Genomic DNA, 25,903 nt, shown 5'->3' on the forward strand with positions numbered 1-25,903 from the left:
CACGGGCCGGTCCGCCGGCCCGTGACGCGGCTTCGACGACGGAGTCCCGATTGGAACGGCGTGTGCGGCGTTTCGGACCCGAGGAACAGACCCGGGCCGTCGACGGGCTGCAGGCGGCGGTGTGGCGCGGCGTGGTCGCCCGCTTCGAACATCTGAAGGCGGCCGAGGGGCTGCGCCAGGCCGACCTGGCGGCGGCGCTGGGCGTCTCGCGCCCCCAGATCCACGAATGGCTGTCGGACCCGCGCAACATGACCCTGAAGGCGGCGGGCCGGCTGCTCCTGGCCATGGGCGCCGAGGCCCATGTCGAGGTCCAGGCCTGATCCCTACCCCACCATGTCCCAGGCCAGCGGCTCGCCGCGCTTGAGGGCGCGCGCCGCCGGCTTGCCCAGCACGGCCTCGTAGTCGGCGGGGGGCAAACCGTTACCGGGGCGCACCGAACGGACATTGGCCTTGGTCAGGGGCTCGCCGGCCGCGACGTCGGCGGTGACGTAGAGCGAGCGGCGGAACTGGCGGTTGCCGCGCTCCGAACCCAGCAGGTCGTAATTGACCCCGCCCAGGGCCTTCCAGGCGTTCTTGGTGTCGTCGACCAGGGCGCGGAACTCGGCCGGCTCCAGGCTGAAGGCGGCGTCCGGGCCACCGTCGGCGCGGGCCAGGGTGAAGTGCTTCTCCACCGCGCAGGCGCCCAGCGACACGGCCGCCACCGAGGCCGCCGTGCCCGGGGTGTGGTCCGACAGGCCGATCGGCACGCCGAAGCGGGCGGCCATGTCGACGATGGTGCGGACGTTGGCGTCCTCGAAGCTGGCCGGATAGCTGGAGACGCAGTGCAGCAGCAGCACCCCGGCCGCGCCGGCCTGCAGGGCGGTGTCGAGGGCGGTCTGCATCTCGGCCAGGTTGGCCATGCCGGTCGAGATGATCAGCGGCTTGCCCTGACGGGCGGCGTAGCGGATCAGCGGCAGGTCCACGGCCTCGAACGAGGCGATCTTGTAGGCGGGGGCGCCCAGGCCGCTCAGCAGGTCGACGGCGGTCTCGTCGAACGGGCTGGAGAAGATCGTCACCCCCCGCTTGGCCGCCCGCTCGAAGATCGGCCCGTGCCAGTCGTAGGGGGTCTGGGCCTCTTGGTAGAGCTCGTGCAGGCTGCGCCCGTCCCACAGGCCGCCGTGGATCTTGAACTCCGGGCGATCGACGTCGAGCGTGATGGTGTCGGCGGTGTAGGTCTGCAGCTTGATCGCGTCAGCCCCGGTGTCGGCGGCGGCGTCGACCATCTCCAGCGCGCGCTCCAGGCTGCCGTTGTGATTGCCCGACAGCTCGCAGATCACATAGGGCTCGAAATCAGCCCCGATCTTGCGGCCGGCGATCTCGATGAAGGGGGCGGTCATGGGCGCGTTCTTCTGGGGCGGCTCGTGGTGCTTTGGCCCATATTAACCCTGAAATCGTGGACGAGGCGTCAACTCAAACCCTCTCCCCGTGGGGGAGGCGATCGCGCAGCGATCGGTGGGGGGAGTCTTGAGATCGTCGATCCGGGTTGTGGTCGCTTGCCGATCACTCCCCCCTCCGTCGGCTTCGCCGACACCTCCCCCACAGGGGGAGGATCTTCAGCGCCCTCCCGGAGTCGCGCACAACCGGAATCGGCCCTATATCTGCGCCTATGTCGACTCTCGAACCCCGCCACACCCGCTGCCTGATCATCGGCTCAGGCCCCGCCGGCTACACCGCCGCCATCTATGCCGCGCGCGCGCTGCTCAAGCCCGTGCTGATCGCCGGCATCCAGCCCGGCGGCCAGCTGACGATCACGACCGACGTCGAGAACTATCCCGGCTTCGCCGACGTCATCCAGGGCCCCTGGCTGATGGACCAGATGAAGGCCCAGGCCGAGCACGTGGGCACCGAGTTCGTCAGCGACATCGTGCTGTCGGCCGACCTCTCCAAGCGCCCGTTCCACATCAAGACCGACAGCGGCCAGGACTGGTTCGCCGAGACCCTGATCATCGCCACCGGCGCCCAGGCCAAGTGGCTGGGTCTGGAGAGCGAGGCCAGGTTCCAGGGCTTCGGCGTCAGCGCCTGCGCCACCTGCGACGGCTTCTTCTATCGCAACAAGGACGTGGTGGTGGTCGGCGGCGGCAACACGGCCGTCGAGGAAGCCCTGTTCCTGACCAGCTTCGCCAGCAAGGTCACGCTGGTGCACCGCAAGGACGAGCTGCGGGCCGAGATGATCCTGCAGGAACGCCTGCTGGCCCATCCCAAGATCGAGGTGATCTGGGACAGCGCCATCGACGAGGTCCTGGGCGACTCCAATCCGGCCGGCGTCACCGGCGTGCGGCTGAAGAACGTCAAGACCGGCGAGACGCAAGAGGTGAAGTGCGACGGCGTGTTCATCGCCATCGGCCACGCCCCGTCGTCGGAGCTGTTCAAGGACCAGCTGGAAACCCACGCCGGCGGCTATCTGTCGGTCAAGCCGGGCACGACCTCGACCGCCGTTCCGGGCGTCTACGCGGCCGGCGACGTCACCGACGACGTCTACCGCCAGGCCGTCACCGCGGCCGGCATGGGCTGCATGGCCGCCCTGGAAGCCGTGCGCTTCCTGGCCGAGGAGGACCACAAGAAGGCTCACCACCCGATCACCCACCACGAGGCCGAGAAGATCGGGGTTTGGTAGGGGGAGTGTATCATTCCTTCAGAGCGTCACTTTGAACGTCCGACCTGATGCAACTTTTCCGCAAGGCTGCAGAAGGCGAGTTTGTGTTCAAGCTTAGCAATCAATGCTAGGTGGTGCCTATCCAATTCTACATGCGCGCGGGAGTGATCGTGGGGGAAGCAAAGAGGAGACGCGATAAGGGCGAAATGCCCTACCAGCAGCCTCAACCAAAAGGTTGGCCTTCAAGGGTCGACAAAGGAAGAGCGCTCGCTGCGTTCGTCCGTTGTTCCCAATCCGCCCCGACCACTCCCAAGCATCCGCTTTCAGAAAGGGTCGAAGACTTTTGCGGACGACTTAGCTCATCTCCACCTGTACTGCTTCAGCTCACTGAGACTACAGAAAACTACAAAGCCGGATTCTGCCATGCGAACGTGCTCCATCAGGTTAAACACCATGGCGGACATCAAGTTTACGGATGGATGATCTGGGAAGGTACGAACTTTGTTGAAGCCGAGTTCCATAGCGTTTGGCAAAGCGGCGAAAATAGCGAACTTCTAGACATTACGCCGCGTATAGATGGCGAATTCGAAGTCCTTTTTCTCCCGGACCCGACAACCCGACTGACCAGAGTCGGCGAGGTGGACTACGGAATCGCAAACAGGACGGATATTCCCGAGTGCCCTTACACAGCGGCAAGACAGCCTTATCCGACCCCGACCTACCCCATGGACTACAGTCTCGATCGCGAAATGATCGTGGAGATGCGACGGCTAGGATTTTCAAAACTGTCGCAGGCAATTGGACTAGACGCCTTCGACTAGTCTGACTGCCGTTTGTTGACGTGAAAATGCCTTCCCCGATTATGAGAAACCTCCACCCCACGCAGCTGCGACATTCAATGACTGGCGGTACACCAACATACACGTCGCTAGCCGTGTCCATTGGCTAGACGTTGAGCTTTGGGGAGATAGCCCCCTAGTTCAACGGGTCCAGCAGGCTCGGCGGCCGCTGCCTGGGCGGCGGCGGGGGTGGAGGCGGCGGGGGCGCGGCTTCGACGGTCTTGACCGTCGTATCCACCACGGGCGCCTCGATCGCGCCCAGGGCCTTGTTGATCTTGGCGATCTCCTCGGCCGTGGGCAGGCGGCGGCCGCCGCGCATGGCGGCGGCGGGGTCACCGGTCATCGGCGGCAGGATCTCGACCACGCCCTCGGGGCTGACGATCTTGGCCGGCTCGCCGGTCGCGGCGGGGACCAGGCCGGCGCCGCCGGCCGCCACGGCCGCCAGGGAGCCCGGCGGCGCGGCTTCCAGGGTGCGGGGATCCGCCCCCATCAGGATCTCGGCCGACAGCGTCTCGTTGCCCGAATAGCGTCCCTTGAACGCCGCCTGCGTGCCCGACGGTCCGGTCCAGCGATAGAAGATGTGCGCCCCCAGGGTGCGCAGCTTGACCAGGGTTGGCGCCCAGTACGGATAGACGTAGTTGGCGTGGTAGTGGGTGGCCGCCCCGACGTCCCTCATCACGTAGCCGGACAGGGCCCGCTTGGCGACGATCTCGGCGTTGGTCCAGATCGTGGGACTGATCGCCCGCTCCAGAGAACCGTCGCAAGTGAAGCTGAACTGGCAGCCCGTGCCCCGCGCCGCGCCCTCGTAGACGACGCCGCAGATCGACTTGGGATAGCCTGGGTGGCGCACCCGGTTGATCACGGTCTGGGCCACGGCCTGCTGCCCCTCGATCGGCTCGAAGCCGGCCTCGAAATAGACCGCCTGGGTCATGCAGTGCAGGGCCTGGTCGCGCACGGCCTGCGAGCCGGTCAGCATGAACGGCCGCGAGGGCTCCAGCGCCAGGGGCGAGGCGGGCTTGTAGCTGTTGATCAGCCGTGCTTCGTCGAAGTCGGCGTCGCGGTCGCCCAGGCGCGGTATCCGGTGCAGGTCCAGCTTTTCCCAGCCGGGCACGCGGCCCCAATAGTCCTTGTGCGGCCGGGGATCGTGCCGCCGGGCCAGGGCCAGCATGGCCGGGTCCATGTCGGCCGTGTAGCGGGCCAGGCCCGCGTCGGACAGGCTGCCGGCCAGCCGGGCCACGCCCGCCGCCCGCCCCGCGCCCGCCGGCATGTAGTAGGTGGCGCACGCGGAAAGGCCGCCGAGGGCGACGAGCGCGCCCCCGACGACCTTGACGGCCTTAACGGTGTATCGGTCTAGACCGGGCACGCGGCCTCCCGGACGATCACTTCCCGCCGAGCGTGGAGCGGATCATCCAGGCGTGCTTTTCGTGGGCGGCCAGGCGCTGGGTGTAGAGGTCGGCGGTGGCCTCGTCGCCAGCTTCGTCGGCGGCTTCGAAGGCGCCCCGCAGGGTGGCGATCACGGTCTCGTTGTCGGTCAGCAGTTCCTTGAACATGCCTTCCCACTCCTTCTCGGCGTCACCGTCCTTGATGCTGGAGAGGTTGCCGAAAGCGCCGTAGCCCATGGGGGCCAGCTCGCCCAGGCCGCGAATGCGCTCGGCGATGGCGTCCAGCGCCGTCCACTGCTCGGTGTACTGGCCTTCCAGCAGCACGTGGAGGGCTGCGAAGTTCGCGCCGCGCACGTTCCAGTGATAACCATGGGTCTTGAGGTACAACGCGTAGCTGTCGGCCAGAACCTTGTTCAGGCCCGCCACGACATCGGCGCGCTGTTTCGCGGTGAAGCCGGTGTTCAGGTTCGCAGCCATCATAATCTCCCGTGTTGCGTGTCCTAGGTAAGCGTGTCCATGCTCTAGGCAAGCGGTTATGTGCGCATGGAGTCCCATGAAGATTGAAGATCCGCACGCAAAAGCGCGGGGACGCGCTTCGCCTGACGCCATAAGCGCGTGGCTGATCCCGGAGATCCCGCCTCCGGCCTGGCGGGCGGCCCTGGTGACCGTGGCGGCGATTCTGGGAGCGGTCGGCCTCAGGGTCGTTCTGCTGGGCCTGAGCAGCGGCGTCGGCGCGACCCTGCCGTTCTTCCCCGCCATGATTCTCGTCACCCTCTACGCTGGGTGGCGCTGGGGCGTGCTGCCCACCCTGGCCGGCTCGGCCTTCGCCTGGTGGCTGTGGGGCGGCCTGCGCGGCGAGGGACTGGACGACGGCGAGATCGCCACCCTGGTGCTGTTCCTGCTGTCGGCCGCGTTCACCACGGCCGTGACCGCGGGCCTGCGCGGCAGCGTCATCGGCCTGGCCGACGCCCGCCGCCGCCAGATCGCCGCCGAGGCCCGCCTGGAGGTCACCCAGACCTCGGCCGGAGTCGGTCCCTGGGAATGGGAAGTGGCGACCAACAGCCTGGAGCTGTCGCCCACGGCCCGCAAGAACCTGGGCGTCGCCACCGAGGGTCCCATCGATCTGGAGGTCCTGCTCGAGCAGGTCCATCCCGACGACCGCGCCCTGATCCGTCAGAGGATCCGCGAGGCGGTCAAGACCGGGCCCTACTACGAGGTCGAGTACCGGCTGCCCAACCATCCGGACGGCGAGCGCTGGATCCACGGCCGCGGCCAGGTGGTGCGCGACGCGGACGGCCGCGCCCTGCGCATCCTGGGCGTCAATTTCGAGGTCACCCAGCGCCGCCGCGCCGAGGAGAGCCTGCGCGAGAGCGAGGCCCGCTTCCGCGCCCTGGCCGACAGCGCCCCGGCCCTGATGTGGATCAGCGGCGAGGACGGCGTGCGGATCTTCGTCAACGCCGCCTATGTCGACTTCGCCGGCGTCAGCTATGCCGACGCCCTGGTGTTGGACTGGCGCTCGCGCCTGCACGCCGACGACCTGGGCGCGATCCTCAAGGCCCAGATCGCCGGCGAGGCGTCGCGCAAGCCGTTCAACCTGGAGGGCCGCTATCGCCGGGCCGACGGCGAGATGCGCTGGCTGAAGTCATTCTCCCAGCCGCGCCACGGCCCGGGCGGCGAGTTCATCGGCTTCATCGGCATCGCCTTCGACATCACCGAGACCAAGGACGCCGAGGTCAAGCTGACGGGCCTGAACGAACTGCTGGCCGACCGCGTGCAGGAGGCCCTGTCCGAGCGCGACGAGGCCCAGGCCGCCCTGACCCAGTCGCAGAAGCTGGAGGCGATCGGCCAGCTGACCGGCGGGGTCGCCCACGACTTCAACAACCTGCTGACCGTGATCATCGGGGCGCTGGACGTCCTGCAGCGCAATCCCGACGACGACAAGCGCCGCGACCGCATGCTGAGCGCGGCCCAGTCGGCGGCCCGGCGCGGCGAGAAGCTGACCCAGCACCTGCTGGCCTTCGCCCGCCGCCAGCCGCTGAACCCGGAAATCTGCCGGATCGACGCGATGATCGGCGACAGCGAGGGCCTGCTGCGCCGCGCGGTCGGCGAAGGCGTGGAGCTGACCCTGGACCTCAAGGCCGGCGGCCGCACCACCCTGACCGACTCCAGCCAGTTCGAGGCGGCGCTGCTGAACCTGGTGGTCAACGCCCGCGACGCCACCCCGCCCGGCGGCAAGATCGCCGTCAGCTCGCAAGGCGTCGACCTGACCGAGGCGCAAGGCGAGTTGCCAGCCGGGCGCTATCTGCGGATCGCCGTCACCGACACCGGCGAGGGTATGGACGCCGAGACCGTGGAGCGGGCCTTCGAACCCTTCTACACCACCAAGCCGGTGGGCAAGGGCACGGGCCTGGGCCTGTCCCAGGTCTACGGCTTCGCGCGCCAGAGCGGCGGGCGGGTGACCATCGACTCCAAGGTCGGCGAAGGCACGACCGTGGCCATGCTGCTGCCGGTGCGCGAGGCCTTCTCGCCGGTCGAGGTGCTGGCCGTCCAGCCCCCGGCCACCCGCGCCACCGCCCACGTGCTGCTGGTCGAGGACGACGTCGAGGTCGGTGACCTGATCGCCGCGATGATCGACGAGCTGGGCCACATGGTCAGCCGCGCCGCCAGCGTCGACGAGGCCCTGGCCATCACCCGCGCCGACCCGACCCTGGGCCTGGTGATCACCGACGTGATCATGCCGGACGGCAAGAGCGGGGTCGACCTGGCCGTGGCCCTGGCCGAGGAGCGCCCCGAACTGCCGGTCCTGCTCAGCTCCGGCTACACCGGCCAGGAACTGGTCCGCGCCCACGACACCCCCTGGCTGCTGCTGCGCAAGCCCTACGCCCTGGACGCCCTGGCCCAGGCCATGGCCGACGCCTGGGACCAGCACGCGGCGACGGTGCGCAAGGTCAAGAAGGGCGCGCGGGCGAAGAAAGGCTAGGCCGCGGGCGTTCGGACGTCATCCGCCCGACGCGGCGTGCTGGGCCGTCGATCGCAGCTTGGTCGGCGAGGCCAGGAACCAGCGATTGCAGTTGCGGGTCATCACCGATTGCTCGGCGAAGCCCAGGCGTTCGGAGATCCGGCCGAAGTCCAGGTTGGTCGCCTGCAGATAGTAGATCATCAGGTCGCGGCGGACCTCGTCCTTGATCTGCTGGAACGAGGAGCCCTCGGCCTTCAGGCGCCGGGCCATGGTCTGCGGCGCCAGGTCGAGTTCGGCGGCGACGCGTTCGCTGCGGCACAGCCGCGTGCCCAGGAACCGCATGATCACGCCCCGCACCTCGGCGCGGAGCGGCGGATCCTGGCGGCTGAACTTCGCGTCGATCAGCGAGGTCGCCGCCTCGTAGCCGCCGGCGTTCCGGGTCGCGATCGGGGCCGCCAGGTCCCGTTCCAGATAGACCACGCCGTCCACCTTCTGGCCGAACAGCACCTCGCAGCCGAAATAGCGCTGGTAGGTTCGCGGCGAGGACACCGGCTGGTGACGGAAATAGATCTTGCGGGCGCGGGCCCCGCCGGCGGTGATCTCGCTGGCCGACAGGTGGCCGACCAGCAGCAGCTGCTCCATCGCCTGGCTCCGGTGCGGCGTCTGGTCCAGCAGGACGTCGTGCCCGACGAAGACCGCGCCATGGTCGGGCCAGCGCCGCAGCCAGATCCGCGCCGCCGGGCTGTGGGCGGGGCTGTGGTTGGTGACGTAGTCCAGCGCCTCGCCGAACGTCCGCGAGTTCATCATCACCGCCCCCAGCGGGCCGAACACGCGGCCGCTCTGCAGGGTGGCCAGGCGCAGGCCGAAGTCGGGGCAGCGCAGTTCGGTCGCGGCGGTCTCGAGCAGATCCAGCACCTGGCGATAGGTGACGTCGGTGGCCGTCAGGGCCTGGTCGCGCGCCTGGATCCCGACCTTCAGCATCAGGCCCAGCGGATCCCCGCCGAGCGTCAGCACCAAATCCGGAAAGAATTTCAAGATCTTGGCGTGCACGACCTCGAAGGCCTGGCCGCCCTCCGCCTGCAGCGTCCGCGAAGAGACCCGCGTCACGTCGTCCTCCCCGTCTGATCTTGGTCACGGCCGCATGGATCCCGGCTCTTGCGGGCAAGCTCAGCGCATCTGACAAAATCCGTCAAGCGATCCGCCCGGCGCCAGGCGTAATCGATGACCAACGACCGCGTGTCCACGGACGCCGGCAGGGTGGGAAAACAGACACATGGCGACCGCTCGAGGCCCCGACGGGTCCGCAGATCGTAGGGAGCGCATGGCCGGTTCGATGCGGCCGCGTCTCACGCGACGAGATCGCCGGCCCGGCCGCTCGCGGTCCCCCACACCCGGCGTGATCGCGCCGTTCCATTTGTCCCCGCGGTTCGGCGAAGTCATCAAGGGTTTCTGTCCTCTCCTCCCTTATGATCGGCGCGTGGGACCTTTTTCTGACGGCCACGGGGGCGCGCAACTCGGCGCGCGCCCCGCCCGCATCTGACAAATTCGGTCAAGCGGCGTGGGCGAGGCCAGGCGTAATCAAGACTCCAACGACCGCGCATCCACGGATCGCCGGCGAAGGTTGGGAGCGATGATGGCGATGGCCAGGCAACTCGACGTGTCTTCGGATCGTGCAGGGCGCCGTGGCGCGTCCACGCTCCGGACGGGCCAGCCCGCGACCCATCCTATCGATCATCTCCAGCGCGACTTCGCAAAGGCCGGCAAGGGCTGAAGCGCCACGGAGCAGGAACTCTACTCGCGTCTTCGGATGGCGAGGACGGAGGAAGAACGCCCTCGGAAATGAGCATTGCACAAGCAATGACGCCGACGGGTCACCAGGGGAGGGAACTATCCATGACTTCAATTTCGACCAAGGCCCTGAGGGGCGTCAGCCTGTTGGCGCTGATGGCGTCTCTGGCGCCCGTCGCGGCCGTCGCGCAAACCCAGGCCGCGCCCGCCGCCGATCCGTCGAGCACCAGCCTGACCGAGATCATCGTGACGGCCCGCCGCCGGGATGAAAGCATCCAGGACGTTCCCGCCGTCGTGAACGCGGTCACGTCGGAAGCCCTGCAGAAGGTCAATATCCGCAACTTCACCGAGGTTCAGTCCCTGGTGCCCGGCCTGACGCTGACCAGCAACTCCAACGGCACCGGCGGCAACGCCCAGATCCGCGGCGTCAATTTCGACATCAACGCCAGCGGCAACAACCCGACCGTCGAGTTCTATCTGAACGACGCCCCGATCACCGCCGGCGTCGTGCTGCAGCAGATCTACGACGTCGGTCAGATCGAAGTGCTGCGCGGTCCCCAGGGCACGCTGCGCGGTCGCGCCTCGCCGTCGGGTTCGATCACGATCACGACCAAGAAGCCCGATCTCTACCGCGAGGGCGGCTATGTGAGCTCGACCGTCAACGACATCGGCACGGCCAACGTCAATGGCGCGGTCAACATCCCGGTCGTCGAAGGCGTCGCCGCGATCCGGATCGGCGGGCTGTACAATGACGACGACGGCAACCTGACCCGCTCGACCGACACCACCCAGGAAAAGCGCAAGGCCTACAGCCGCACCGAAAGCGGCCGGATCAGCGGCCTGGTCACGCCCATCGACTGGCTGCGCCTGGAAGGTTCGTACCAGAGCATCGTCAACAACTTCCGCAACTTCGATCCGGTCGAGTCCTTCAGCGTCGTCAATCCCAGCGCCCCGGCCAGCCCGACCCTGATCAAGGCCGACGACCGCATGGGCTTCCAGGCCTGGCCGCGCACGGTCAAGCAGCGCTACAACATCTATAACTGGCGCTCGGAAGTCTCGGCCCTGGGCCAGCAGCTGATCTACCAGGGCCAGCACTACACCCAGGACATCTATTCCGACGAAAGCCAGGACCCGGCCAACGTCTTCCCGACGACCGACCTGATCCAGCACACGGTGTCGCACATCAAGTCGACGTCGCAGGAAGTCCGGTTGCAGAACCAGGAACGCGTCTTCGACATCTTCGACTACGTGGTCGGCTATTTCGACAACAAGAACAACACGCCCACCACCCTGAACCGGCCGACCGCCGTGCGTCTGCCGGCTGTGATGGGCGGCGGGGTCGCCCAGGTGGTCCAGACCGCCATCGGCCGGGCCGGTCATTCGCGCGAAAAATCGATTTACGGCAACGTCACCGCGCACATCGGCGACGCCACCCAGATCTCGGGCGGTCTTCGCCACATCGACTACAACGATGTCGGCCAGCTCCTGGTCGGCGGCGCGTTGATCTCGCAGGACGTCCACGCCGACAAGAAGTGGGTCTACACCGCCTCGATCCAGCACTCGTTCACGCGGGACCTGATGGTCTACGTCAACACCGGGTCGTCGTATCGTCCCGGCATCACCGCGGTGGGCGACTTCAACCTGGCGCCGTCGGCGCTGGAACGGTCGTTCATCAACCTGCCGGCCGAAACGTCCAAGTCCTACGAGGCCGGCGTCAAGTCCACGCTGTTCGACCACCGCATGCGGCTGAACGTCAGCGGCTTCCACCAGAAGTTCGCCAACTACCCCTATCGCGCCCCGAACGGCGTCTACTATGTCAACACCACCTCGGACGGAGCCGGCGGCACGGTCCAGCAGGTCGCGCAGTTCAACTTCGTGGCGGCGGTGCCGGTCGAGGTGAACGGCGTCGAGGGCGAGGTCTCGTACGACCTGACCCCGAACTGGAACATCGGCGCGGTGACCAGCTATGCGCTGGGCAAGATCAAGAACGGCGTCATTCCCTGCAACGACCTGAACGGCGACGGCAAGCCGGACGTCACCACCGTCGCGCCGTCGCTCGCGGCGCTGCAGGCGGCGACGGGCGGCAACAACCTGTCCAAGTGCAAGGCGTCGCAGCGCTCGTCCTTCCAGCCGCCGTTCAGCACGACCATCCAGTCGGAATACAGCCAGCCGATCGGCAATTTCGAGGGCTATGTCCGTGGACTGGTCTACTACAACGGCAAGTCGCAGGGTGACCCGACCAACACCTTCGACGACGTCAAAGGCTATGCGCTGGCCAATCTCTATGCCGGCCTGCGCGCGCCGGACAGGGCCTGGGAAGTCACGCTCTACGCCAAGAACCTGTTCGACACGACCAAGGTGCTGAGCCGGACGAACCCGCTGTCGACCTCGTACCAGCAACTGCCGGGCGCGATCATCGGCGGCGTTCCGACCATCACCGGCCGCCCCGCCGCGGTGACCGACACCAGCACCTATACCGGCATCACCACGACGCCGCCTCGGGAGTTCGGCGTCACCCTGCGCGTGGCCCTCGGCTCGCGCTGAGACGCGCTCTACCGTTCAACTTTTGCATGACGGCCCAGGCGGCGGGTGGCGAAAGCCACCCGCCGTTCTGGTTTGAGAAGGGCTTTAGGACCAACGGTCGTGGACTCGGGGAACATCGCGCCCACGCCGCCGACACGGATTTTGTCACCGTCCCTTTGCAATCGGTGTCGGAAGGTCTATATGTGATCCATCCCTTTTGCTCAATTTCAGCATAAGGGGTGACGCCGAACGGTGAAACGCTCCGTTTCCGGCGTTTTTTGAGGCCCTGGAAATGCTCAGTTTGAGCATAAGAGAGGATCACATGGCCGACGGCTTCGCGCCCCTCGCCTTTACGCCCGATGTCGAAGCGGCGACCGCGTCGATGTGGGACAAGGTCAAGCACCATGTCACCCCGCTTGAATGGCAGATTCACGCGCCGCTGATCGCCGAGATCAACCGGCTGAAGCGCGAGAAGAACGCCGTCATCCTGGCCCACAACTACATGACGCCCGAGATCTTCCATGGCGTGGGCGACTTCGTCGGCGACAGCCTAGCCCTGGCCCGCGAGGCGGCCAAGTGCGACGCGGCCGTGATCGTCCAGGCCGGCGTGCACTTCATGGCCGAGACCAGCAAGGTGCTGGCGCCGGACAAGAAGGTGCTGATCCCCGACCTTCGGGCCGGCTGCAGCCTGGCCTCCTCGATCACCGGCGCCGACGTGCGGCTGATCAAGCAGCGCCACCCGGGCATCCCGGTGGTGACCTACGTCAACACCACCGCCGACGTGAAGGCCGAGACCGACATCTGCTGCACCAGCGCCAACGCCGTGCAGGTGGTCGAATGGGCCGCGCGCGAGTGGGGCGTCGACAAGGTGATCCTGATCCCCGACGAGTTCCTGGCCCGCAACGTCGCCCGCCAGACCTCGGTGAAGATCATCGCCTGGGCCGGCCGCTGCGAGGTGCACGAGCGCTTCACCGCCCAGGACATCGCCGACATGCGCTTCGCTTGGCCGGAAGCCGAGATCCTGGCCCACCCCGAGTGCCCGGCCGAGATCCTGGAAGCCGCCGATTTCGCGGGCTCGACGGCGGCGATGAACGACTATGTCGCGCTGAGGAAGCCCAAGCAGGTGGTGCTCATCACCGAGTGCTCGATGGCCTCCAACGTCCAGGCGGAAAGCCCGGGCACCCAGTTCATCGGCCCCTGCAACATGTGTCCGCACATGAAGAAGATCAGCCTGCGGAACATCCACGACGCCCTGCTGCACGACCAGTACGAGGTGACGATCGATCCCAGCGTGCAGATCCGCGCCAAGCTGGCCGTCCAGCGGATGATCGACCTGCCGCCGCCGCTGGTTCCGGCCCGCTACGACCTGGTGAAGGCCCAGCATCACGTGGATGTGGAGCTGATCTAGGACCCTACCCCGCTCGCGTCCCAAGTTCCCGGCCCTTCCCGCGTAACCGGAAGGGAGTGGAGTGTGAAATGACCGACCGCATCACCTTCGACGGCCCCGTGATCCTCGGGGCGGGCCTGGCGGGCCTGACCGCCGCGCTCGCGGCGGCGCCGCGCCGCGCGCTGGTGCTGTCGCCGACGCCCCTGGCCACCGGCTGCTCCAGCGCCTGGGCCCAGGGCGGCATGGCCGCTGCGTTGTCGGACGAGGACGCCCCGGCCCTGCACGCCGCCGACACCATCGCCGCCGGCGCGGGCCTGTGCGATCCGGCGGCGGTCGAGCTGCTGACCACCGAAGGCCCAGCTGCCGTCCGCGCCCTGGCCGCGCTGGGCGCGCCGTTCGACCGGCAAGGCAATGGCGACTTCGTGCTCAGCCTCGAGGCAGCCCACGCCAAGGCCCGGGTCGCCCGGGTCGGCGGGGACGGGGCCGGCGCGGCGATCATGGCCGCCGTCATCGCCGCCGTCCGCGCCGCGCCCTCCATCGAGATCCGCGAGAACGCCCGCGCCCGCCGGCTGCTCCAGGACGCCACGGGACGCGTGGTCGGCCTGATCGCGCTGATCGACGGCGCCCTGGTCGAGATCCGCTGCGCCAGCGTGATCCTGGCCACCGGCGGGGTCGGCGGCCTCTACGCCGTCACCACCACGCCGGCCGAAGTGCGCGGCGAGGGCCTGGGCCTGGCCGCCCTGGCCGGGGCCGAGATCGCCGATCCGGAGTTCGTGCAGTTCCACCCCACGGCCATCGACATCGGCCGCGACCCCGCGCCCCTGGCCACCGAGGCCCTGCGCGGCGAGGGGGCGATCCTGCGCAACGCGCCCGAAGGTGAAGAGGGCGGTCGCGCCTTCATGGCCGACTACCACCCGGCCCGCGAACTGGCCCCGCGCGATGTCGTGGCCCGCGCCATCCACGCCGAGCGCGCGGCCGGTCGCGGCGCTTTCCTGGACGCCACCGAGGCGGTCGGCGCCCATTTCGACCACGAGTTTCCCGCCGTCTTCGCCGCCTGCATGAGCGCCGGCATCGACCCTCGCGTCCAGCCGATCCCGGTGACCCCGGCGGTGCACTATCACATGGGCGGCGTGGCCACGGACCTGGACGGCCGCACCAGCCTGGAGGGCCTTCTGGCCGCCGGCGAATGCGCCAGCACCGGCGTGCATGGCGCCAACCGCCTGGCCTCCAACAGCCTGCTGGAAGCGGCCGTGTTCGGCGCGCGCGCGGGGCGGGTCGCCCGCGACCTGACGATGGGCGGTGAGCCGTTGGCGGCTGAGCCCGCCCCCGACCTGCCCGACGCCGCGCTCCAGGTCCTGCGCCAGGCCATGAGCCGCGACGCCGGCGTCATCCGCGACGCCGACGGCCTGGCCCGCCTGGTCGCCGTCCTCGACGCCCTGGAAGACGCCCACGGCCCCGCGCCGACCCTGGTCGCCGCCCAGCTGATCGCCCGCGCCGCCCTGGCCCGCCAGGAAAGCCGAGGTGGCCACTTCCGCGCCGACTTCCCCGCCACGGCCCTGCCGGAACGGACCTTCGTCACCCTTCAAGACGTCTTTGCTCAACACGATGGGGAAACGGGCCGCGCGGTCCGGTACGCCGCCGAATGACCACGCCCCCCATTACGCCCCTCGACGACCTCCTCGTCCGTCCGATCATCGACATGGCCCTGGCCGAGGATCTGGGCCGGGCCGGCGACATCACCGCCCAGGCCTGCATCGCCCCGGACGCCCGCCTGTCGGTGGTGTGGGCCGCGCGGCAGGACGGGCGGATCGCCGGCCTGTCCTGCGCCCGCCTGGCCCTGGCCGCCCTGGACCCGACCGCGTCGTTCCAGGTCGTCACCCCCGACGGCGCCGACGCCGCGCCGGGCGCGATCCTGGCCCGCGCCGAGGGCAACGCCCGCGCCGTGCTGGCCGCCGAGCGCACGGGGCTGAACCTGCTGGGCAAGCTGTCGGGGATCGCCACCCTGACCCGGGCCTATGTCCGCCTGGTCGAGGGGACCAAGGCCACCATCGTCGACACCCGCAAGACCACGCCGGGCCTGCGCGCCCTGGAGAAATACGCCGTGCGCTGCGGCGGCGGCGTCAACCACCGCTTCGGCCTGGATGACGCCATCCTGATCAAGGACAACCACGTCGTGGCCTGCGGCGGCGTGGGCGAAGCCGTCCGCCGGGCCCGCGCCTTCGCCGGCCACCTGGTCAAGGTCGAGGTGGAGGTGGATGGGCTGGACCAGCTGGAAGACGCGCTGAAGCACGGCCCCGACGTGGTCATGCTCGACAATTTCAGCCTCGACGACCTGAAGACCGCCGTCGCCCTGGCGCGGGGTCGGGCGGTGCTGGAGGCCTCGGGCGGCGTCAACCTGACCACCGTCAAGGCCATCGCCGAGACCGGGGTCGACGTGATCAGCGTCGGCGCCCTGACCCACTCGGCCCTGGTGCTGGACATCGGCCTGGACGCGGCCTGAAGCCCAACCTCCAGTACTGCGACACGACGCCTCACCCCCGCGGCGACAGCGCTTTTTTAACTGTGTTGGGGCATAGAGTACCGGTCCCTGCATGTGGCCGGGCGACCGGAGTGCGTCGGGGTCTTGCAGCCAAGTCAGTACATCAATCTCGACAAGGCTCGGGCGTTGATCGTCGACGACAACCCCCAGTCGCTCGACATCCTGGTCGGCGTGCTGACGAGCTTTGGCTTGCGCAATTTCGTGCGCAAGGCGACCGGCCCCGAAGCCCAGGAAGAACTGAAATACCACGCCTTCGACCTGGTCCTGACCAACGGCGCCCTGCCGGAAATGGATGGCTACGACCTGACCCGCTGGCTGCGCCGCGAGGCCGACGAGGCCAACCGCATGACGCCGGTGATCATCGTCACCTCCCACACCCGACGCAGCCAGGTGGAGAAGGCCCGCGACTGCGGCGCCAACTTCATCGTCACCAAGCCGATCTCGCCGGCCATCATGCTGGAGCGCATTCTGTGGGTCGCCCGGGGCGACCGGATGTTCATCGAATGCGAGGCCTATGTCGGTCCCGACCGTCGCTGGCGCAACCAAGGGCCGCCCGTGGAGTTCCCCGATGGGCGCCGCCGCGACGATAAGTCGATTGAACTGGGCGAGGCCGGGGGCCAGAACATGTCCCAGGATGAGTTGGACGCTTTGATCAAGCCTATGAAGTCGATCGCATGAGCGAGGTGAAGAAGAGCCGCATGAAGCCGCGCCTCGGCCAGTTGATGGCCGAGAAGGGCGGCATGTACGTGGCCGAAGCCCTCAAGCGCGCCGACGCCACGCTGGAGGTCCTGCGCGAGCCGTCGCTGAGCGGGATCGACGACTACATCACCGCGCTGGACAATCTGCTGATCGCCGAGATCGACGAGGCCGTGCGGATCGAGAAGCTGTACGCCCGGGCCGGCGACATCGTCAGCCTCAGCGGCGCCGAGCGCAGCGAGTCCGTTCAGATCGCCGCCCGCTCGCTGTGCGAGCTGCTCGACGAGGCCGAGAACCTGGCCTCGGTGCTGGCCGGGGTCCAGGTGCACATCGCCTCGATCAAGCTGCTGCACCGCGCGCCCGACAACCCCACGCTCCACGAGCCCATCCTGCAGGGCCTGGCCAGCGTGCTGGAAAAGCGCCGCGCCGCGACGGCGCCCGGCGCGGACTAGGCCCTACCGCCGCCCTCGCAGCCACGGCGCCAGGCGGTCCTGCAACGGCTGGTCGATATAGGTGTGGAACAGCCACGCCGCGCCCAGGGCGATCGGGAACGAGGCCAGCCACATCAGCCACTGCCAGCCGATGCCGATCGGCACGGTCTCGATCAGCTTGTGCACCGCGCTCCAGTAGATCACCCCCACGAAGATGTGGGTGATGAACAGGGCGAACGACAGCTTGGCGCCCTCCTCGATCCAGGCGCGGGGATGGCGGACCGGCAGGCGGCCCGCGCCCAGCACGATGGCGGCGATGGCCACCAGGCACGGGATGTCGAAGATCAGCTCGTCGGGCAGGGCGTAGCGGTCCAGCGGCTGCATGGCGACCAGCGCCGCGACGCCGCCGATCAGCAGGGCCTTGGCGGCCTTTTCCGAGGGCCAGTCCATCTCGACCGCCCGCGCCAGGCAGACGCCCAGGATGAACAGCGGCAGGGCCCGCACCACGCCGAAGCGGAACTGCAGGTCCGACAGGGCGTGGTCGAAGACGGTCCGCGCGACGACCTCGCACAGGGCGAAGGCGGCGGCCCCGATCAGCGGCAGGACCCAGGGATGCCGCACCTTGTCGGCCGCCCGCCACAGCCAGGGGAACACCGCGTAGCAGACCACCAGGGCCGACAGCGACCAGCTGGGCAGGTTCCAGCCATCGCTGTTGAAGCCCCAGGCGTGGACCAGCAGGGCCTGGACCGGCAGCTGGTCCCAGGCGAAGCGCGAGGGCTTGTGGGCGTCGGTGCCCATGGCGTTCAGCACCATCACCAGCACCGCCATCATGGCCAGCACGATCAGGTGCCCCGGCCAGACCCGCCCGACCCGCCGCACCCAGAACCGGCCGTGGCTGATCCGCCCGGTCAGCGTCGAGGCGCCATAGGCCCGACCCAGCACATAGCCCGACAGCATCAGGAAGAAGTCGGTGGCCAGAAAGCCGCGCGAGAACACCTGGCCGAAACGCTCGATGCGCATCGGGCCCTCGGCCCCGAAATGGTAGATGACGATCAGCAGCGAGGCGACGAACCGCAGCAGGTCCAGCGCTCCGCCGCGGGTGGACGCTTGTACGGGCCGCTCGGCGACGGGCGTCGCCCCGGGGGCCTCGCCGGGCTCGGCGGACAGCGGCGACAAGGGAGGAACGGGGGAAGCGGTCACGATCCTTCCGCCTTAACAAAGCCCGGCCCGGCGGGAAAGCACGCGACGCGCGCAATGGCGCGCGGGGACCCGGTTGTCGCCGAAGAGTGACAGGCGGACCACCAAGAACCCCTCTCTCTTTGAGAGAGGGTTCAAGACGCTGCCTCAATCCTGCTTCAGCACCACGTTGGCGTCGTCGACGAAGCGGCGCAGCAGGCGGGCCAGGTCCTTGCGGTCGCTGGCGGGCCACTTTTCCAGCATGGGTCCGGCCAGGCGGGCGCGAGCCGCGTCCAGGGCGTCGGTCATGGCCTGGCCCTTGTCGGTGATCGCGGCCTGACGCACGCGCCGGTCCGCGCCGGTCCGCCGCTCGACCAGGCCCAGGCTCTCCAGCTTGGCGACCTGGCGGCTGACCACCGAGTGGTCGCGGCCCGCCAGGTCGGCCAGCTCGACCACGCCGATCGGTCCCCGGCGCCCGATCCGGGTCAACAGCGGAAACAGGGCGCGATCCAGCGACAGCCCGGCCTCGCGGATCAAGACGTCGTCGGCCTGGGGGCGATTCACCAGGCCCACCAGGTCCATCATCGCCATGTGGATGTCGCGGAGCTCACTGTTCATGCGTGCATTATGCACGGTTTTTGTTGACGCCGTCCAGTCGCACTATTATGTGCAAAATGCACGCAATGGAGCGGACCCCATGACCAATACTTTCAAGACTGACGTCCTGATCTGCGGCGCGGGCGCCGCCGGCCTGACCCTGGCGATCGACCTGGCCCGGCGCGGCGTCGACTTCCTGCTGATCGACAAGGCCGAGCGCCCGTTCCAGGGCTCGCGCGGCAAGGGGATCCAGCCGCGCAGCCTGGAGGTGTTCGAGGACCTGGGCGTGCTGGACGGCATGCTGGCCCTGGGCGCGCCCTACCCGCTGGTGCGCACCTATTCGGGGTCGGGCTTCGTGGACTCCACGATCGGCGAGGGCGCCGAACCGACCCCGGCCGAGCCCTACGCCACGCCCCTGATGCTGCCCCAGTTCCTGACCGAGGGCGTCCTGCGCGAACGTCTGGCCGCCCTGGGCCACGCGCCGCGCTACGGCGCCGAGCTGGTGGCGCTGTCGCAAGACGCCGACGGCGTCGACGCCCGGCTGGCGACCGGCGAGACGGTCCGCGCCCGCTGGCTGGTCGGCGCCGACGGCGGCCGCAGCTTCGTGCGCCGGGCGCTGGACATCGACTTCCCGGGCAAGACCCTGTCCATCCGCGCCATCGTCGCCGACGTGAAACTGACCGGCCTGTCGCGCGACGCCTGGCATCAGTACGGCGAGGTGGTGGAGCGCAAGATCTCGTTCTGTCCGCTGGCCGGGACCGACCTCTTCCAGGTGCAGGGCGTCGCGCCCGAGGGGCTGGAGACGCTGTCGGCGGACGGCCTCAACGCCCTGATCCGCGAGCGCACGGGGCGGAGCGACATCGTGGTGCATGCGCTGATGTGGGGCTCGGTCTACGGCATGAACGCCCGCCTCGCCGAACGTTACCGCGTGGGCCGGGTGCTGCTGGCCGGCGACGCCGCCCACGTGCATCCGCCGACCGGCGGCCAGGGCCTGAACACCAGCCTGCAGGACGGCTACAATCTGGGCTGGAAGCTGGCGGCCGTGCTGGCCGGCGCGCCGGACGCCCTGATCGACACCTACGAGGCCGAGCGGCGGCCGATCGCGGCGGGCGTGCTGGGCCTGTCCACCGACCTGCTGAAGGCGGCGCGGGACGGCGGCGGGATGACCCGGGGCCGCGAGGCCCGCCAGCTGGACCTGGGCTATCCGGACTCGCCGCTGTCGCTGCCGCTGGGCGAGACCGCCACCCTGGCCGCCGGCGACCGCGCGCCCGACGCGCCCTGCCGCGACCGGACCGGGGCCGTCGCGCGGGTGTTCGAGCTGCTGGCGGGACCGCACTGGACCCTGCTGCGCGGCCCGGACGCGCCCGACCTGGCGCCGCGCGAAGGGCTGAAGAGCGCGCGGATCGGCGCCGACCTGATCGACGACGCCGGCCACTTCCGCGACGCCTACGCCCTAGCGCCCGACCAGATGATCCTGGTGCGGCCCGACGGCTATGTCGCGGCGGTTGCCGGACCGAGCGATGTGGCGGCGTTGGAGGCTTATCTGGAGCGGGTGGGCGCCTAGTATCTAGACCCCCTCTCTCTTTGAGAGAGGGAGGGGCCCGCCGCCGAAGGCGGCGGGAGGGTGAGAGGTTTCACCGCCAACCGGCAAACCCAGGGCGGTTGAACCTCTCGGAAGCAACCCAGACTTCCACCATCGGCGCGGCCGCCGATCCACGCGCCCTTCGGCGCCTTATTCTGAGAGAGTGTAACCTCTCACCCTCCCATCGCTGCGCGATGGGCCCCTCCCTCTCTCTATGAGAGAGGGGGACAAAAGGCGCCTTGCACCGCCCCGCTCGCACCCTATCTGTAACTCCAACAGTATCTAATCGGACCACGCTCCCATGACCGCCCGCCTGCCCGTCCTGTTCCTCGGCCACGGCTCGCCGATGAACGCCATCGACGACAACGCCTGGAGCCGCGCCTGGGCCCAGCTGGGCGCCGAGCTGCCGCGGCCCAAGGCGGTGCTGATGATCAGCGCCCACTGGGAGACGCGCGGCGCCAGCGCGGTCAGCGTGGCCGAACGCCCCGAGACCATCCACGACTTTGGCGGCTTCCCCCAGGCGCTGTTCGACGTGCGCTACGACGCGCCCGGCGATCCGGCCCTGGCCCAGCGGGTGGTCGAGATCCTGTCGCCCGATCCGGTCGTGCAGCATCCGACCCGGGGCCTGGACCACGGCGCCTGGGGCGTGCTGCGACCGATGTATCCGCGCGCCGACGTTCCGGTGGTGCAGTTGAGCCTCGATCGCGGTCGCCCCGACCGCTGGCACTACGAAGCCGGCCGTCGTCTGGCCGCCCTGCGCGACGAGGGCGTGCTGATCGTCGGCAGCGGCGACATCGTCCACAACCTGCGCGCCGTGAACTTCCGCACCGGCGGCACGCCCGACTGGGCCCCGCGCTTCAACGAGACGGCCAAGGCCCTGATCGCCGCCGGCGACCACGACCCGCTGATCGACTGGCGCACCCTGGGCCCCGACGCCGACGCCGCGATCAACAGCGCCGAGCACTACCTGCCCCTGCTCTACGTGCTGGGCGCGCAGACGCCGGGCGAGCCGGTGTCGTTCTTCACGGACGACGTGTTCGCGGCGATCTCGATGACCAGCGTGCGGGTGGGGTGAACCCACGGAGGTGGGAACGCGCATCCTTTCCCCCTCCCGTTCATTCTCCCCCGCATGACCTACCAACTGCATTACTGGCCGACGATCCAGGGACGCGGCGAGTTCGTGCGCCTGGCGCTGGAGGAGGCCGGGGCGGCCTATGTCGACGTGGCGCGCGGCGACGAGGATGACGGCGGCGGCGAGGAAGCTCTGATGGCCGACCTGGCCCAAGGCGACCACCCGCCCTTCGCCCCGCCCTATCTGGTCGACGGCGACCTGGTGATCGGCCAGACGGCCAACATCCTGCTGCACCTGGGCTTGCGCCATGGCCTGGCCCCGAAGGCCGAGGCCGGGCGGCTGTGGGTCAACCAGCTGCAGCTGACCATCGCCGACCTGGTGGCCGAGGCCCACGACGTCCACCACCCGGTGGGCATGGGCCTCTATTACGAGGACCAGAAGGACGAAGCCGCCCGGCGGGCCAAGGAGTTCCGCACCCAGCGGATCAAGAAGTTCCTGGGCTGGTTCGAGACCGTGCTGGAGCGGGCGCCGAAGGGAGGCTGGCTGACGGGCGAAGACCTGACTTATGCCGACCTGTCGCTGTTCCAGGCGGTGGAGGGCCTGGCTTACGCCTTCCCGCACGCGATGAAGCGGCTGGCGCCGAAGATCGAACGGGTGATCGCCGTGCGCGACGCGGTGGCGAAACGGCCCAACATCGCGGCCTATCTGAAGTCGGACCGCCGGATCGCGTTCAGCACCGAGGGAATCTTCCGGCACTATCCGGAGCTGGATCCGGGGTAAGACCTGCTTTCCCTCCCCCTCGTGGGGAGGGGGGACCAGCGAAGCTGGTGGGTGGGGCCTGCGGCGCCCAGAATTCTAGCTCATCAAACCCCACCCGACCCGCTGCGCGGGCCACCCTCCCCACGAGGGGGGAGGGAAGGAGGTTAGATCAGCTCGACGGCGTGCCGCCCGCCACCACGTCCACCCGGCGCCAAGTCTGCGACTTGCACAGGAAGCCGCCGATCAGGCAGCCCTTGGCCTTCATCGTGGTGGCGTCGGGGAAGTCGGCGGTGCCGTTGAAGTTCATGTTGAGGTCGGGCACGAACACCTTGCCCTTCCAGCTGCCGTTCTTCTGCAGCGCGAAATCGCGCAGCAGCTGCAGGCCGACCAGGTCGGGCGTGCCGCCCTTCTTGGCGTCGGCCTTGGCCTCGTCATTGGCCCAGACCACGATCCCGCACGCCCGGCCGCCGCCGCACGGCTTGATCTCGACATGGACGCTGTTCTTGGGATTGCGCCAGACGCCATAGGTGAAGACGTCCTGCGCCGAGGCCGGAAGCGCGGCCATCAGGCCCGCGACAGCGGTCAGCACGACGAGAAACGACTGGGTCCGACGCATGCGAAATCTCTCCACCCGGAGCGTTTTGGCGAAGCTTTGCGTCAGGATCAAGTCAGGGCGGAGTGAAGCGGCCAATCCCCAAATCCGCTCATCCCGGCATTCGCCGGGATGAGCGGGCTTCATAGTCTCACGCCCCCACGCTCAGCGCCTCCGCCGCCTTGCGCGCCGCGGCCCAACGCTCGTCCATGCCCTGGCCGTAGAGGGCGGTGATCCGGTCCAGCACGGCCGGCGGCGCGGTCTCGGGGCGGCCGGCGTGGAAGGGCGGGTCGGGGGCGTATTCGACGGCCAGCTGGATGGCCTGGGCGGTCTCGGGCCCGGCGATCTCGGCAACGATGGTCAGGGCGAAATCGATGCCGGCCGTCACCCCGCCGCCGGTGAAGACATTGCCGTCGCGCACCACCCGGGCCGGGTCGGGCGTCGCGCCGAACAGGGCCAGCTGATCACGCCAGGCCCAGTGGCAGGCCGCCCGCTTGCCCTGCAGCAGGCCCGCCGCGCCCAGCACCAGCGAGCCGGTGCAGACCGAGGTCACATAGCGCGCGCCCGCCGCCAGCCGGCGGACCTGCGCCAGATAGTCTTCGTCGGCCATGGCCTGGGTCGTGCCGAACCCGCCGGGAATGCACAGCAGGTCGCACTGGGTGATGTCGGCCAGGCGCGGCAGATGGGCGAAGACCAGGCCGTCGGCCTCGACCTCGCCGCCCGCCGCGCTGGCGACCACCACCTGGGCGCCGGGCAGGCGACAGAGGATCTGATGCGGTCCGGTGAAGTCCAGATGGGTGACACCGGGAAACAAGGCGAACACGATGTGGAACGGCGCGGGTTTCGGCATGGGGAGGCCCTCCTGTTGACGCCGCAGCATCCCCCGCCTAGCGTCTGACAGAAATGACATAGTTCCCTCGATATCCGCCAAGCCTGATCGAGAGCCCGCCATGACCCGCGACATCGGCTTCCTGATCTTCAAGGACTTCCAGCTGCTGGACGCGGCGGGGCCGATCTCGGCGTTCGAGATCGGCGGGCGGTTCGTACCGGGGGCCTATCGCCTGCATGTGCTGGCCCGAGAGGCTGGCCCGGTGGCCAGCTCGTCCGGCGTGGCGATCACCGCCGGGGCCTTCGACAGCGCCCCGCCGCTGGACACCCTGATCGTCTCGGGCGGCGAGGGCACGCGCACCCCGGCGATCTGCGAGGCGACCCTGGACTTCGCCCGCGACACCTTCCGCACCGCCCGGCGCACGGCCAGCGTCTGTTCGGGCAGCTATGTCCTGGCCGCCGCCGGCCTGCTGGACGGCCGCCGGGCGACGACCCACTGGCAGCGGTCCAAGGACTTCCAGCGCCGCTATCCGGCCGTGCGGCTGGAGCCGGACAAGATCTTCGTCCAGGACGGGCCGCTGTGGAGCTCGGCCGGCATCACCGCCGGCATCGACATGGCCCTGGCGATGATCGGGGCGGACCTCGGCGAAGAGGTCGCCCGCCGCACCGCCCAGCAGTTGGTGGTCTATCACCGCCGCCCGGGCGGCCAGTCGCAGTTCTCGGCCTTGCTGGAGATGCGCGGCGGGCGGTTCGACGGCCTGCTGGCCTGGGCGCGCGAGAACCTGGCCCTGGCCCTGACGGTGGATCAGCTGGCGCAGCAGGCGGCGATGAGCCCGCGCAACTTCGCCCGGCTGTTCGCGGCCGAGACGGGCGCCACCCCGGCCAAGGCCGTCGAGCGCCTGCGCGTCGAGGCCGCCCGCGCCCTGCTCGACAGCCAGCCCCTGCAGGTCGAGGACGTCGCCCTGGAAACCGGCTTCGGCGACCAGGAACGCATGCGCCGCGCGTTCCTGCGAGCGTTCGGACAACCGCCGCAGGCGCTGCGGCGCATGAGAACCCTTTCCTAGAGGGAGAGGGTCCTTCTACTCCCGCCCTTCGGCCATCTTCGCCACCTGGGCCTTCAGGATCTCCAGGGTCTCGGTGTTGCACCGCAGGATCTCAACCATCTCGGTCTCGCGCAGGGCGTCCAGCTTGTCGTGCAGGCGCATGATCTCCAGCTCGGCGCGCAGGTTCACCACATAGTCGTGCTCGGCGTTCAGCCGGTCCTTCGTGGCCTGGCGGTTCTGGCTCATCATGATCACCGGCGCCTGGATCGCGGCCACGGTCGACAGGATCAGGTTGAGGAAGATGAACGGATAGGGGTCGAAGGCCAGGTGCAGGGGCCTCAGGCCCAGGTTCAGGCCGATCCACAGGGCCAGGCACAGCGAAAAACCGCCGATGAACGCCCACGAGCCGCCGATCGCCGCGACCTTGTCGGCCAGCCGGTCCCAGAAGCTTCGATCGTCGGCCAGCAACGCCTCGTTCAGCCCCGTCGGCGCCTCGGCGGCGATCAGGTCGATGACGCTCTTCTGCACCTCGGTCAGCTGGGCGTAGGGCGTGGCCAGCAGGTCGCGCGACAGCTGGTCGAGGCGTTGATCGGGAGTCATGGGCCGCTCATCTGTGAAGGTTTGTAAAAGATGTGTCTCCCAGGCGCGCGAGGAAGTCTTGCGCGATTGACGCACATCTTTCGCGGGGGGAGGCTCCCGCGTCGGCTCGTCGACACAAGCAGCGTCCCAAGGGAGCAATCTCCATGGCCCACAAGTTTCTGATCAAGAAGAACAAGGGCGGCGAGTTCGTCGCCTACTTCACCTACAACAACGAGACGATCTTCTGGACCGAAGGCTACGCCTCCAAGGCCTCGGCCAAGAACGCCATCGAGTCGATCAAGAAGAACGGCCCGGACGCCGAGATCGACGACCAGACGGACTAGGGTTCGCGCTCTCCACCCACTCCACCTGACACCGTCTTCCCGGCGAAGACCGGGACCCAGATTCAGCCTGAGCCTCTCGTGGGTTTCACCTGGGCCCCGGCCTTCGCCGGGGAGACGGAAGAGGTTGGCGCCGCCCCATCCCCGACTTGACGCTC

General features: G+C 68.9%; 24 protein-coding genes. 15 read left to right on the forward strand and 9 right to left on the reverse strand.

Features of this window, described 5'->3' with window-relative positions; all coding sequences use genetic code 11:
- Window positions 1-62: 62 nt before the first annotated feature.
- Window positions 63-320, forward strand: coding sequence for a helix-turn-helix domain-containing protein (locus G3M62_RS21215; protein ID WP_165190535.1), 258 nt, complete (start codon window positions 63-65; stop codon window positions 318-320).
- 3 nt (window positions 321-323) lie between these two features.
- On the opposite strand, the gene pseI is transcribed toward G3M62_RS21215, so the two are convergent.
- Window positions 324-1,376 carry a pseudaminic acid synthase gene (gene pseI / locus G3M62_RS21220; protein WP_165190536.1) on the reverse strand — a complete coding sequence of 351 codons (1,053 nt, stop codon included), beginning with the start codon at window positions 1,374-1,376 and terminating at the stop codon, window positions 324-326.
- A 269-nt stretch (window positions 1,377-1,645) separates the two neighbouring features.
- Here pseI and trxB point away from each other — a divergent pair, with 269 nt between their 5' ends.
- Window positions 1,646-2,653: a thioredoxin-disulfide reductase gene (gene trxB / locus G3M62_RS21225; protein ID WP_165190537.1), complete on the forward strand. Its 1,008-nt coding sequence runs from the start codon at window positions 1,646-1,648 to the stop codon at window positions 2,651-2,653.
- 185 nt (window positions 2,654-2,838) lie between these two features.
- The gene (locus G3M62_RS21230) at window positions 2,839-3,453 is read left to right on the forward strand and encodes a hypothetical protein (RefSeq protein WP_165190538.1); all 615 of its coding nucleotides are present in this window, start codon (window positions 2,839-2,841) and stop codon (window positions 3,451-3,453) included.
- Between the two features lie 154 nt (window positions 3,454-3,607).
- Here the strand turns inward: G3M62_RS21230 and G3M62_RS21235 are convergent, their stop codons facing one another.
- Window positions 3,608-4,834, reverse strand: coding sequence for a cell wall hydrolase (locus G3M62_RS21235; RefSeq protein WP_343037653.1), 1,227 nt, complete (start codon window positions 4,832-4,834; stop codon window positions 3,608-3,610).
- Window positions 4,835-4,850: 16 nt separating this feature from the next.
- Window positions 4,851-5,330 (reverse strand): Dps family protein, encoded by a 480-nt coding sequence (locus tag G3M62_RS21240; RefSeq protein ID WP_165190539.1) that lies wholly within the window; start codon window positions 5,328-5,330, stop codon window positions 4,851-4,853.
- Window positions 5,331-5,406: 76 nt separating this feature from the next.
- Between G3M62_RS21240 and G3M62_RS21245 the strand changes: the two genes are divergently transcribed.
- A complete protein-coding gene (locus G3M62_RS21245) occupies window positions 5,407-7,833 on the forward strand; it encodes a PAS domain-containing protein (RefSeq protein ID WP_165190540.1) in 2,427 nt (808 codons plus the stop codon).
- A gap of 18 nt (window positions 7,834-7,851) precedes the next feature.
- On the opposite strand, the gene G3M62_RS21250 is transcribed toward G3M62_RS21245, so the two are convergent.
- Window positions 7,852-8,919 (reverse strand): AraC family transcriptional regulator, encoded by a 1,068-nt coding sequence (locus G3M62_RS21250; protein WP_205691921.1) that lies wholly within the window; start codon window positions 8,917-8,919, stop codon window positions 7,852-7,854.
- 786 nt (window positions 8,920-9,705) lie between these two features.
- On the opposite strand from G3M62_RS21250, the gene G3M62_RS21255 reads away from it, so the two are divergent.
- The 6 genes from G3M62_RS21255 (at window position 9,706) to G3M62_RS21280 (ending at window position 17,197) form a co-directional block, all read left to right on the forward strand.
- Window positions 9,706-12,144 carry a TonB-dependent receptor gene (locus G3M62_RS21255; protein ID WP_165190541.1) on the forward strand — a complete coding sequence of 813 codons (2,439 nt, stop codon included), beginning with the start codon at window positions 9,706-9,708 and terminating at the stop codon, window positions 12,142-12,144.
- A gap of 301 nt (window positions 12,145-12,445) precedes the next feature.
- Window positions 12,446-13,531, forward strand: a complete 1,086-nt coding sequence (nadA, locus tag G3M62_RS21260) for a quinolinate synthase NadA (protein WP_165190542.1) — start codon at window positions 12,446-12,448, stop codon at window positions 13,529-13,531.
- Window positions 13,532-13,599: 68 nt separating this feature from the next.
- Window positions 13,600-15,156: an L-aspartate oxidase gene (locus G3M62_RS21265; protein ID WP_165190543.1), complete on the forward strand. Its 1,557-nt coding sequence runs from the start codon at window positions 13,600-13,602 to the stop codon at window positions 15,154-15,156.
- On the forward strand, window positions 15,153-16,010 hold the full coding sequence (nadC, locus tag G3M62_RS21270; protein ID WP_165190544.1) for a carboxylating nicotinate-nucleotide diphosphorylase: 858 nt from the start codon (window positions 15,153-15,155) through the stop codon (window positions 16,008-16,010). The genes G3M62_RS21265 and nadC overlap by 4 nt, the downstream gene beginning before the upstream one ends.
- 123 nt (window positions 16,011-16,133) lie before the next feature.
- Window positions 16,134-16,727: a response regulator gene (locus tag G3M62_RS21275; RefSeq protein ID WP_165190545.1), complete on the forward strand. Its 594-nt coding sequence runs from the start codon at window positions 16,134-16,136 to the stop codon at window positions 16,725-16,727.
- Window positions 16,724-17,197 (forward strand): hypothetical protein, encoded by a 474-nt coding sequence (locus G3M62_RS21280; RefSeq protein ID WP_165190546.1) that lies wholly within the window; start codon window positions 16,724-16,726, stop codon window positions 17,195-17,197. Before G3M62_RS21275 ends, G3M62_RS21280 begins: the two co-directional genes overlap by 4 nt.
- 3 nt (window positions 17,198-17,200) lie before the next feature.
- Here G3M62_RS21280 and G3M62_RS21285 read toward each other — a convergent pair whose 3' ends face one another.
- Together G3M62_RS21285 and G3M62_RS21290 are read right to left on the reverse strand one after the other, a co-directional pair.
- Window positions 17,201-18,343, reverse strand: coding sequence for an acyltransferase family protein (locus G3M62_RS21285; RefSeq protein WP_165191401.1), 1,143 nt, complete (start codon window positions 18,341-18,343; stop codon window positions 17,201-17,203).
- Window positions 18,344-18,520: 177 nt separating this feature from the next.
- Window positions 18,521-18,970 carry a MarR family winged helix-turn-helix transcriptional regulator gene (locus G3M62_RS21290; protein WP_165190547.1) on the reverse strand — a complete coding sequence of 150 codons (450 nt, stop codon included), beginning with the start codon at window positions 18,968-18,970 and terminating at the stop codon, window positions 18,521-18,523.
- Between the two features lie 79 nt (window positions 18,971-19,049).
- Between G3M62_RS21290 and G3M62_RS21295 the strand changes: the two genes are divergently transcribed.
- The 3 genes from G3M62_RS21295 (at window position 19,050) to G3M62_RS21305 (ending at window position 22,383) form a co-directional block, all read left to right on the forward strand.
- Entirely contained in the window at window positions 19,050-20,513 is a 1,464-nt protein-coding gene (locus tag G3M62_RS21295) for an FAD-dependent oxidoreductase (protein WP_165190548.1), read from the forward strand.
- 319 nt (window positions 20,514-20,832) lie between these two features.
- Complete coding sequence (ygiD, locus tag G3M62_RS21300; protein WP_165190549.1) at window positions 20,833-21,606, forward strand: 4,5-DOPA-extradiol-dioxygenase; 774 nt, start codon at window positions 20,833-20,835, stop codon at window positions 21,604-21,606.
- Between the two features lie 54 nt (window positions 21,607-21,660).
- Entirely contained in the window at window positions 21,661-22,383 is a 723-nt protein-coding gene (locus G3M62_RS21305) for a glutathione S-transferase (RefSeq protein ID WP_165190550.1), read from the forward strand.
- A gap of 148 nt (window positions 22,384-22,531) precedes the next feature.
- Here G3M62_RS21305 and G3M62_RS21310 read toward each other — a convergent pair whose 3' ends face one another.
- Both G3M62_RS21310 and G3M62_RS21315 read right to left on the reverse strand, forming a co-directional pair.
- The gene (locus tag G3M62_RS21310; protein WP_165190551.1) at window positions 22,532-22,978 is read right to left on the reverse strand and encodes a DUF2147 domain-containing protein; all 447 of its coding nucleotides are present in this window, start codon (window positions 22,976-22,978) and stop codon (window positions 22,532-22,534) included.
- A 127-nt stretch (window positions 22,979-23,105) separates the two neighbouring features.
- Window positions 23,106-23,804: a DJ-1/PfpI family protein gene (locus G3M62_RS21315; RefSeq protein WP_165190552.1), complete on the reverse strand. Its 699-nt coding sequence runs from the start codon at window positions 23,802-23,804 to the stop codon at window positions 23,106-23,108.
- Window positions 23,805-23,904: 100 nt separating this feature from the next.
- On the opposite strand from G3M62_RS21315, the gene G3M62_RS21320 reads away from it, so the two are divergent.
- A complete protein-coding gene (locus G3M62_RS21320; protein ID WP_165190553.1) occupies window positions 23,905-24,846 on the forward strand; it encodes a GlxA family transcriptional regulator in 942 nt (313 codons plus the stop codon).
- 15 nt (window positions 24,847-24,861) lie between these two features.
- Here the strand turns inward: G3M62_RS21320 and G3M62_RS21325 are convergent, their stop codons facing one another.
- On the reverse strand, window positions 24,862-25,425 hold the full coding sequence (locus tag G3M62_RS21325; RefSeq protein ID WP_165190554.1) for a DUF1003 domain-containing protein: 564 nt from the start codon (window positions 25,423-25,425) through the stop codon (window positions 24,862-24,864).
- Window positions 25,426-25,568: 143 nt separating this feature from the next.
- Here G3M62_RS21325 and G3M62_RS21330 point away from each other — a divergent pair, with 143 nt between their 5' ends.
- Window positions 25,569-25,748 carry a YegP family protein gene (locus G3M62_RS21330; protein WP_165190555.1) on the forward strand — a complete coding sequence of 60 codons (180 nt, stop codon included), beginning with the start codon at window positions 25,569-25,571 and terminating at the stop codon, window positions 25,746-25,748.
- Window positions 25,749-25,903: the final 155 nt, after the last annotated feature.

It is taken from the genome of Caulobacter soli, assembly GCF_011045195.1.
GTDB lineage: Bacteria > Pseudomonadota > Alphaproteobacteria > Caulobacterales > Caulobacteraceae > Caulobacter > Caulobacter soli.

Excerpts from the sequence above, each read along its gene's own strand:
- pseI (WP_165190536.1), bottom strand. The coding sequence starts at position 1,376 with ATGACCGCCCCCTTCATCGAGATCGCCGGCCGCAAGATCGGGGCTGAT.
- trxB (WP_165190537.1), top strand. The coding sequence starts at position 1,646 with ATGTCGACTCTCGAACCCCGCCACACCCGCTGCCTGATCATCGGCTCA.
- G3M62_RS21230 (WP_165190538.1), top strand. The coding sequence starts at position 2,839 with ATGCCCTACCAGCAGCCTCAACCAAAAGGTTGGCCTTCAAGGGTCGAC.
- G3M62_RS21240 (WP_165190539.1), bottom strand. The coding sequence starts at position 5,330 with ATGGCTGCGAACCTGAACACCGGCTTCACCGCGAAACAGCGCGCCGAT.
- G3M62_RS21245 (WP_165190540.1), top strand. The coding sequence starts at position 5,407 with ATGAAGATTGAAGATCCGCACGCAAAAGCGCGGGGACGCGCTTCGCCT.
- G3M62_RS21255 (WP_165190541.1), top strand. The coding sequence starts at position 9,706 with ATGACTTCAATTTCGACCAAGGCCCTGAGGGGCGTCAGCCTGTTGGCG.
- nadA (WP_165190542.1), top strand. The coding sequence starts at position 12,446 with ATGGCCGACGGCTTCGCGCCCCTCGCCTTTACGCCCGATGTCGAAGCG.
- G3M62_RS21265 (WP_165190543.1), top strand. The coding sequence starts at position 13,600 with ATGACCGACCGCATCACCTTCGACGGCCCCGTGATCCTCGGGGCGGGC.
- nadC (WP_165190544.1), top strand. The coding sequence starts at position 15,153 with ATGACCACGCCCCCCATTACGCCCCTCGACGACCTCCTCGTCCGTCCG.
- G3M62_RS21280 (WP_165190546.1), top strand. The coding sequence starts at position 16,724 with ATGAGCGAGGTGAAGAAGAGCCGCATGAAGCCGCGCCTCGGCCAGTTG.
- G3M62_RS21290 (WP_165190547.1), bottom strand. The coding sequence starts at position 18,970 with ATGAACAGTGAGCTCCGCGACATCCACATGGCGATGATGGACCTGGTG.
- G3M62_RS21295 (WP_165190548.1), top strand. The coding sequence starts at position 19,050 with ATGACCAATACTTTCAAGACTGACGTCCTGATCTGCGGCGCGGGCGCC.
- ygiD (WP_165190549.1), top strand. The coding sequence starts at position 20,833 with ATGACCGCCCGCCTGCCCGTCCTGTTCCTCGGCCACGGCTCGCCGATG.
- G3M62_RS21305 (WP_165190550.1), top strand. The coding sequence starts at position 21,661 with ATGACCTACCAACTGCATTACTGGCCGACGATCCAGGGACGCGGCGAG.
- G3M62_RS21310 (WP_165190551.1), bottom strand. The coding sequence starts at position 22,978 with ATGCGTCGGACCCAGTCGTTTCTCGTCGTGCTGACCGCTGTCGCGGGC.
- G3M62_RS21315 (WP_165190552.1), bottom strand. The coding sequence starts at position 23,804 with ATGCCGAAACCCGCGCCGTTCCACATCGTGTTCGCCTTGTTTCCCGGT.
- G3M62_RS21320 (WP_165190553.1), top strand. The coding sequence starts at position 23,905 with ATGACCCGCGACATCGGCTTCCTGATCTTCAAGGACTTCCAGCTGCTG.
- G3M62_RS21325 (WP_165190554.1), bottom strand. The coding sequence starts at position 25,425 with ATGACTCCCGATCAACGCCTCGACCAGCTGTCGCGCGACCTGCTGGCC.
- G3M62_RS21330 (WP_165190555.1), top strand. The coding sequence starts at position 25,569 with ATGGCCCACAAGTTTCTGATCAAGAAGAACAAGGGCGGCGAGTTCGTC.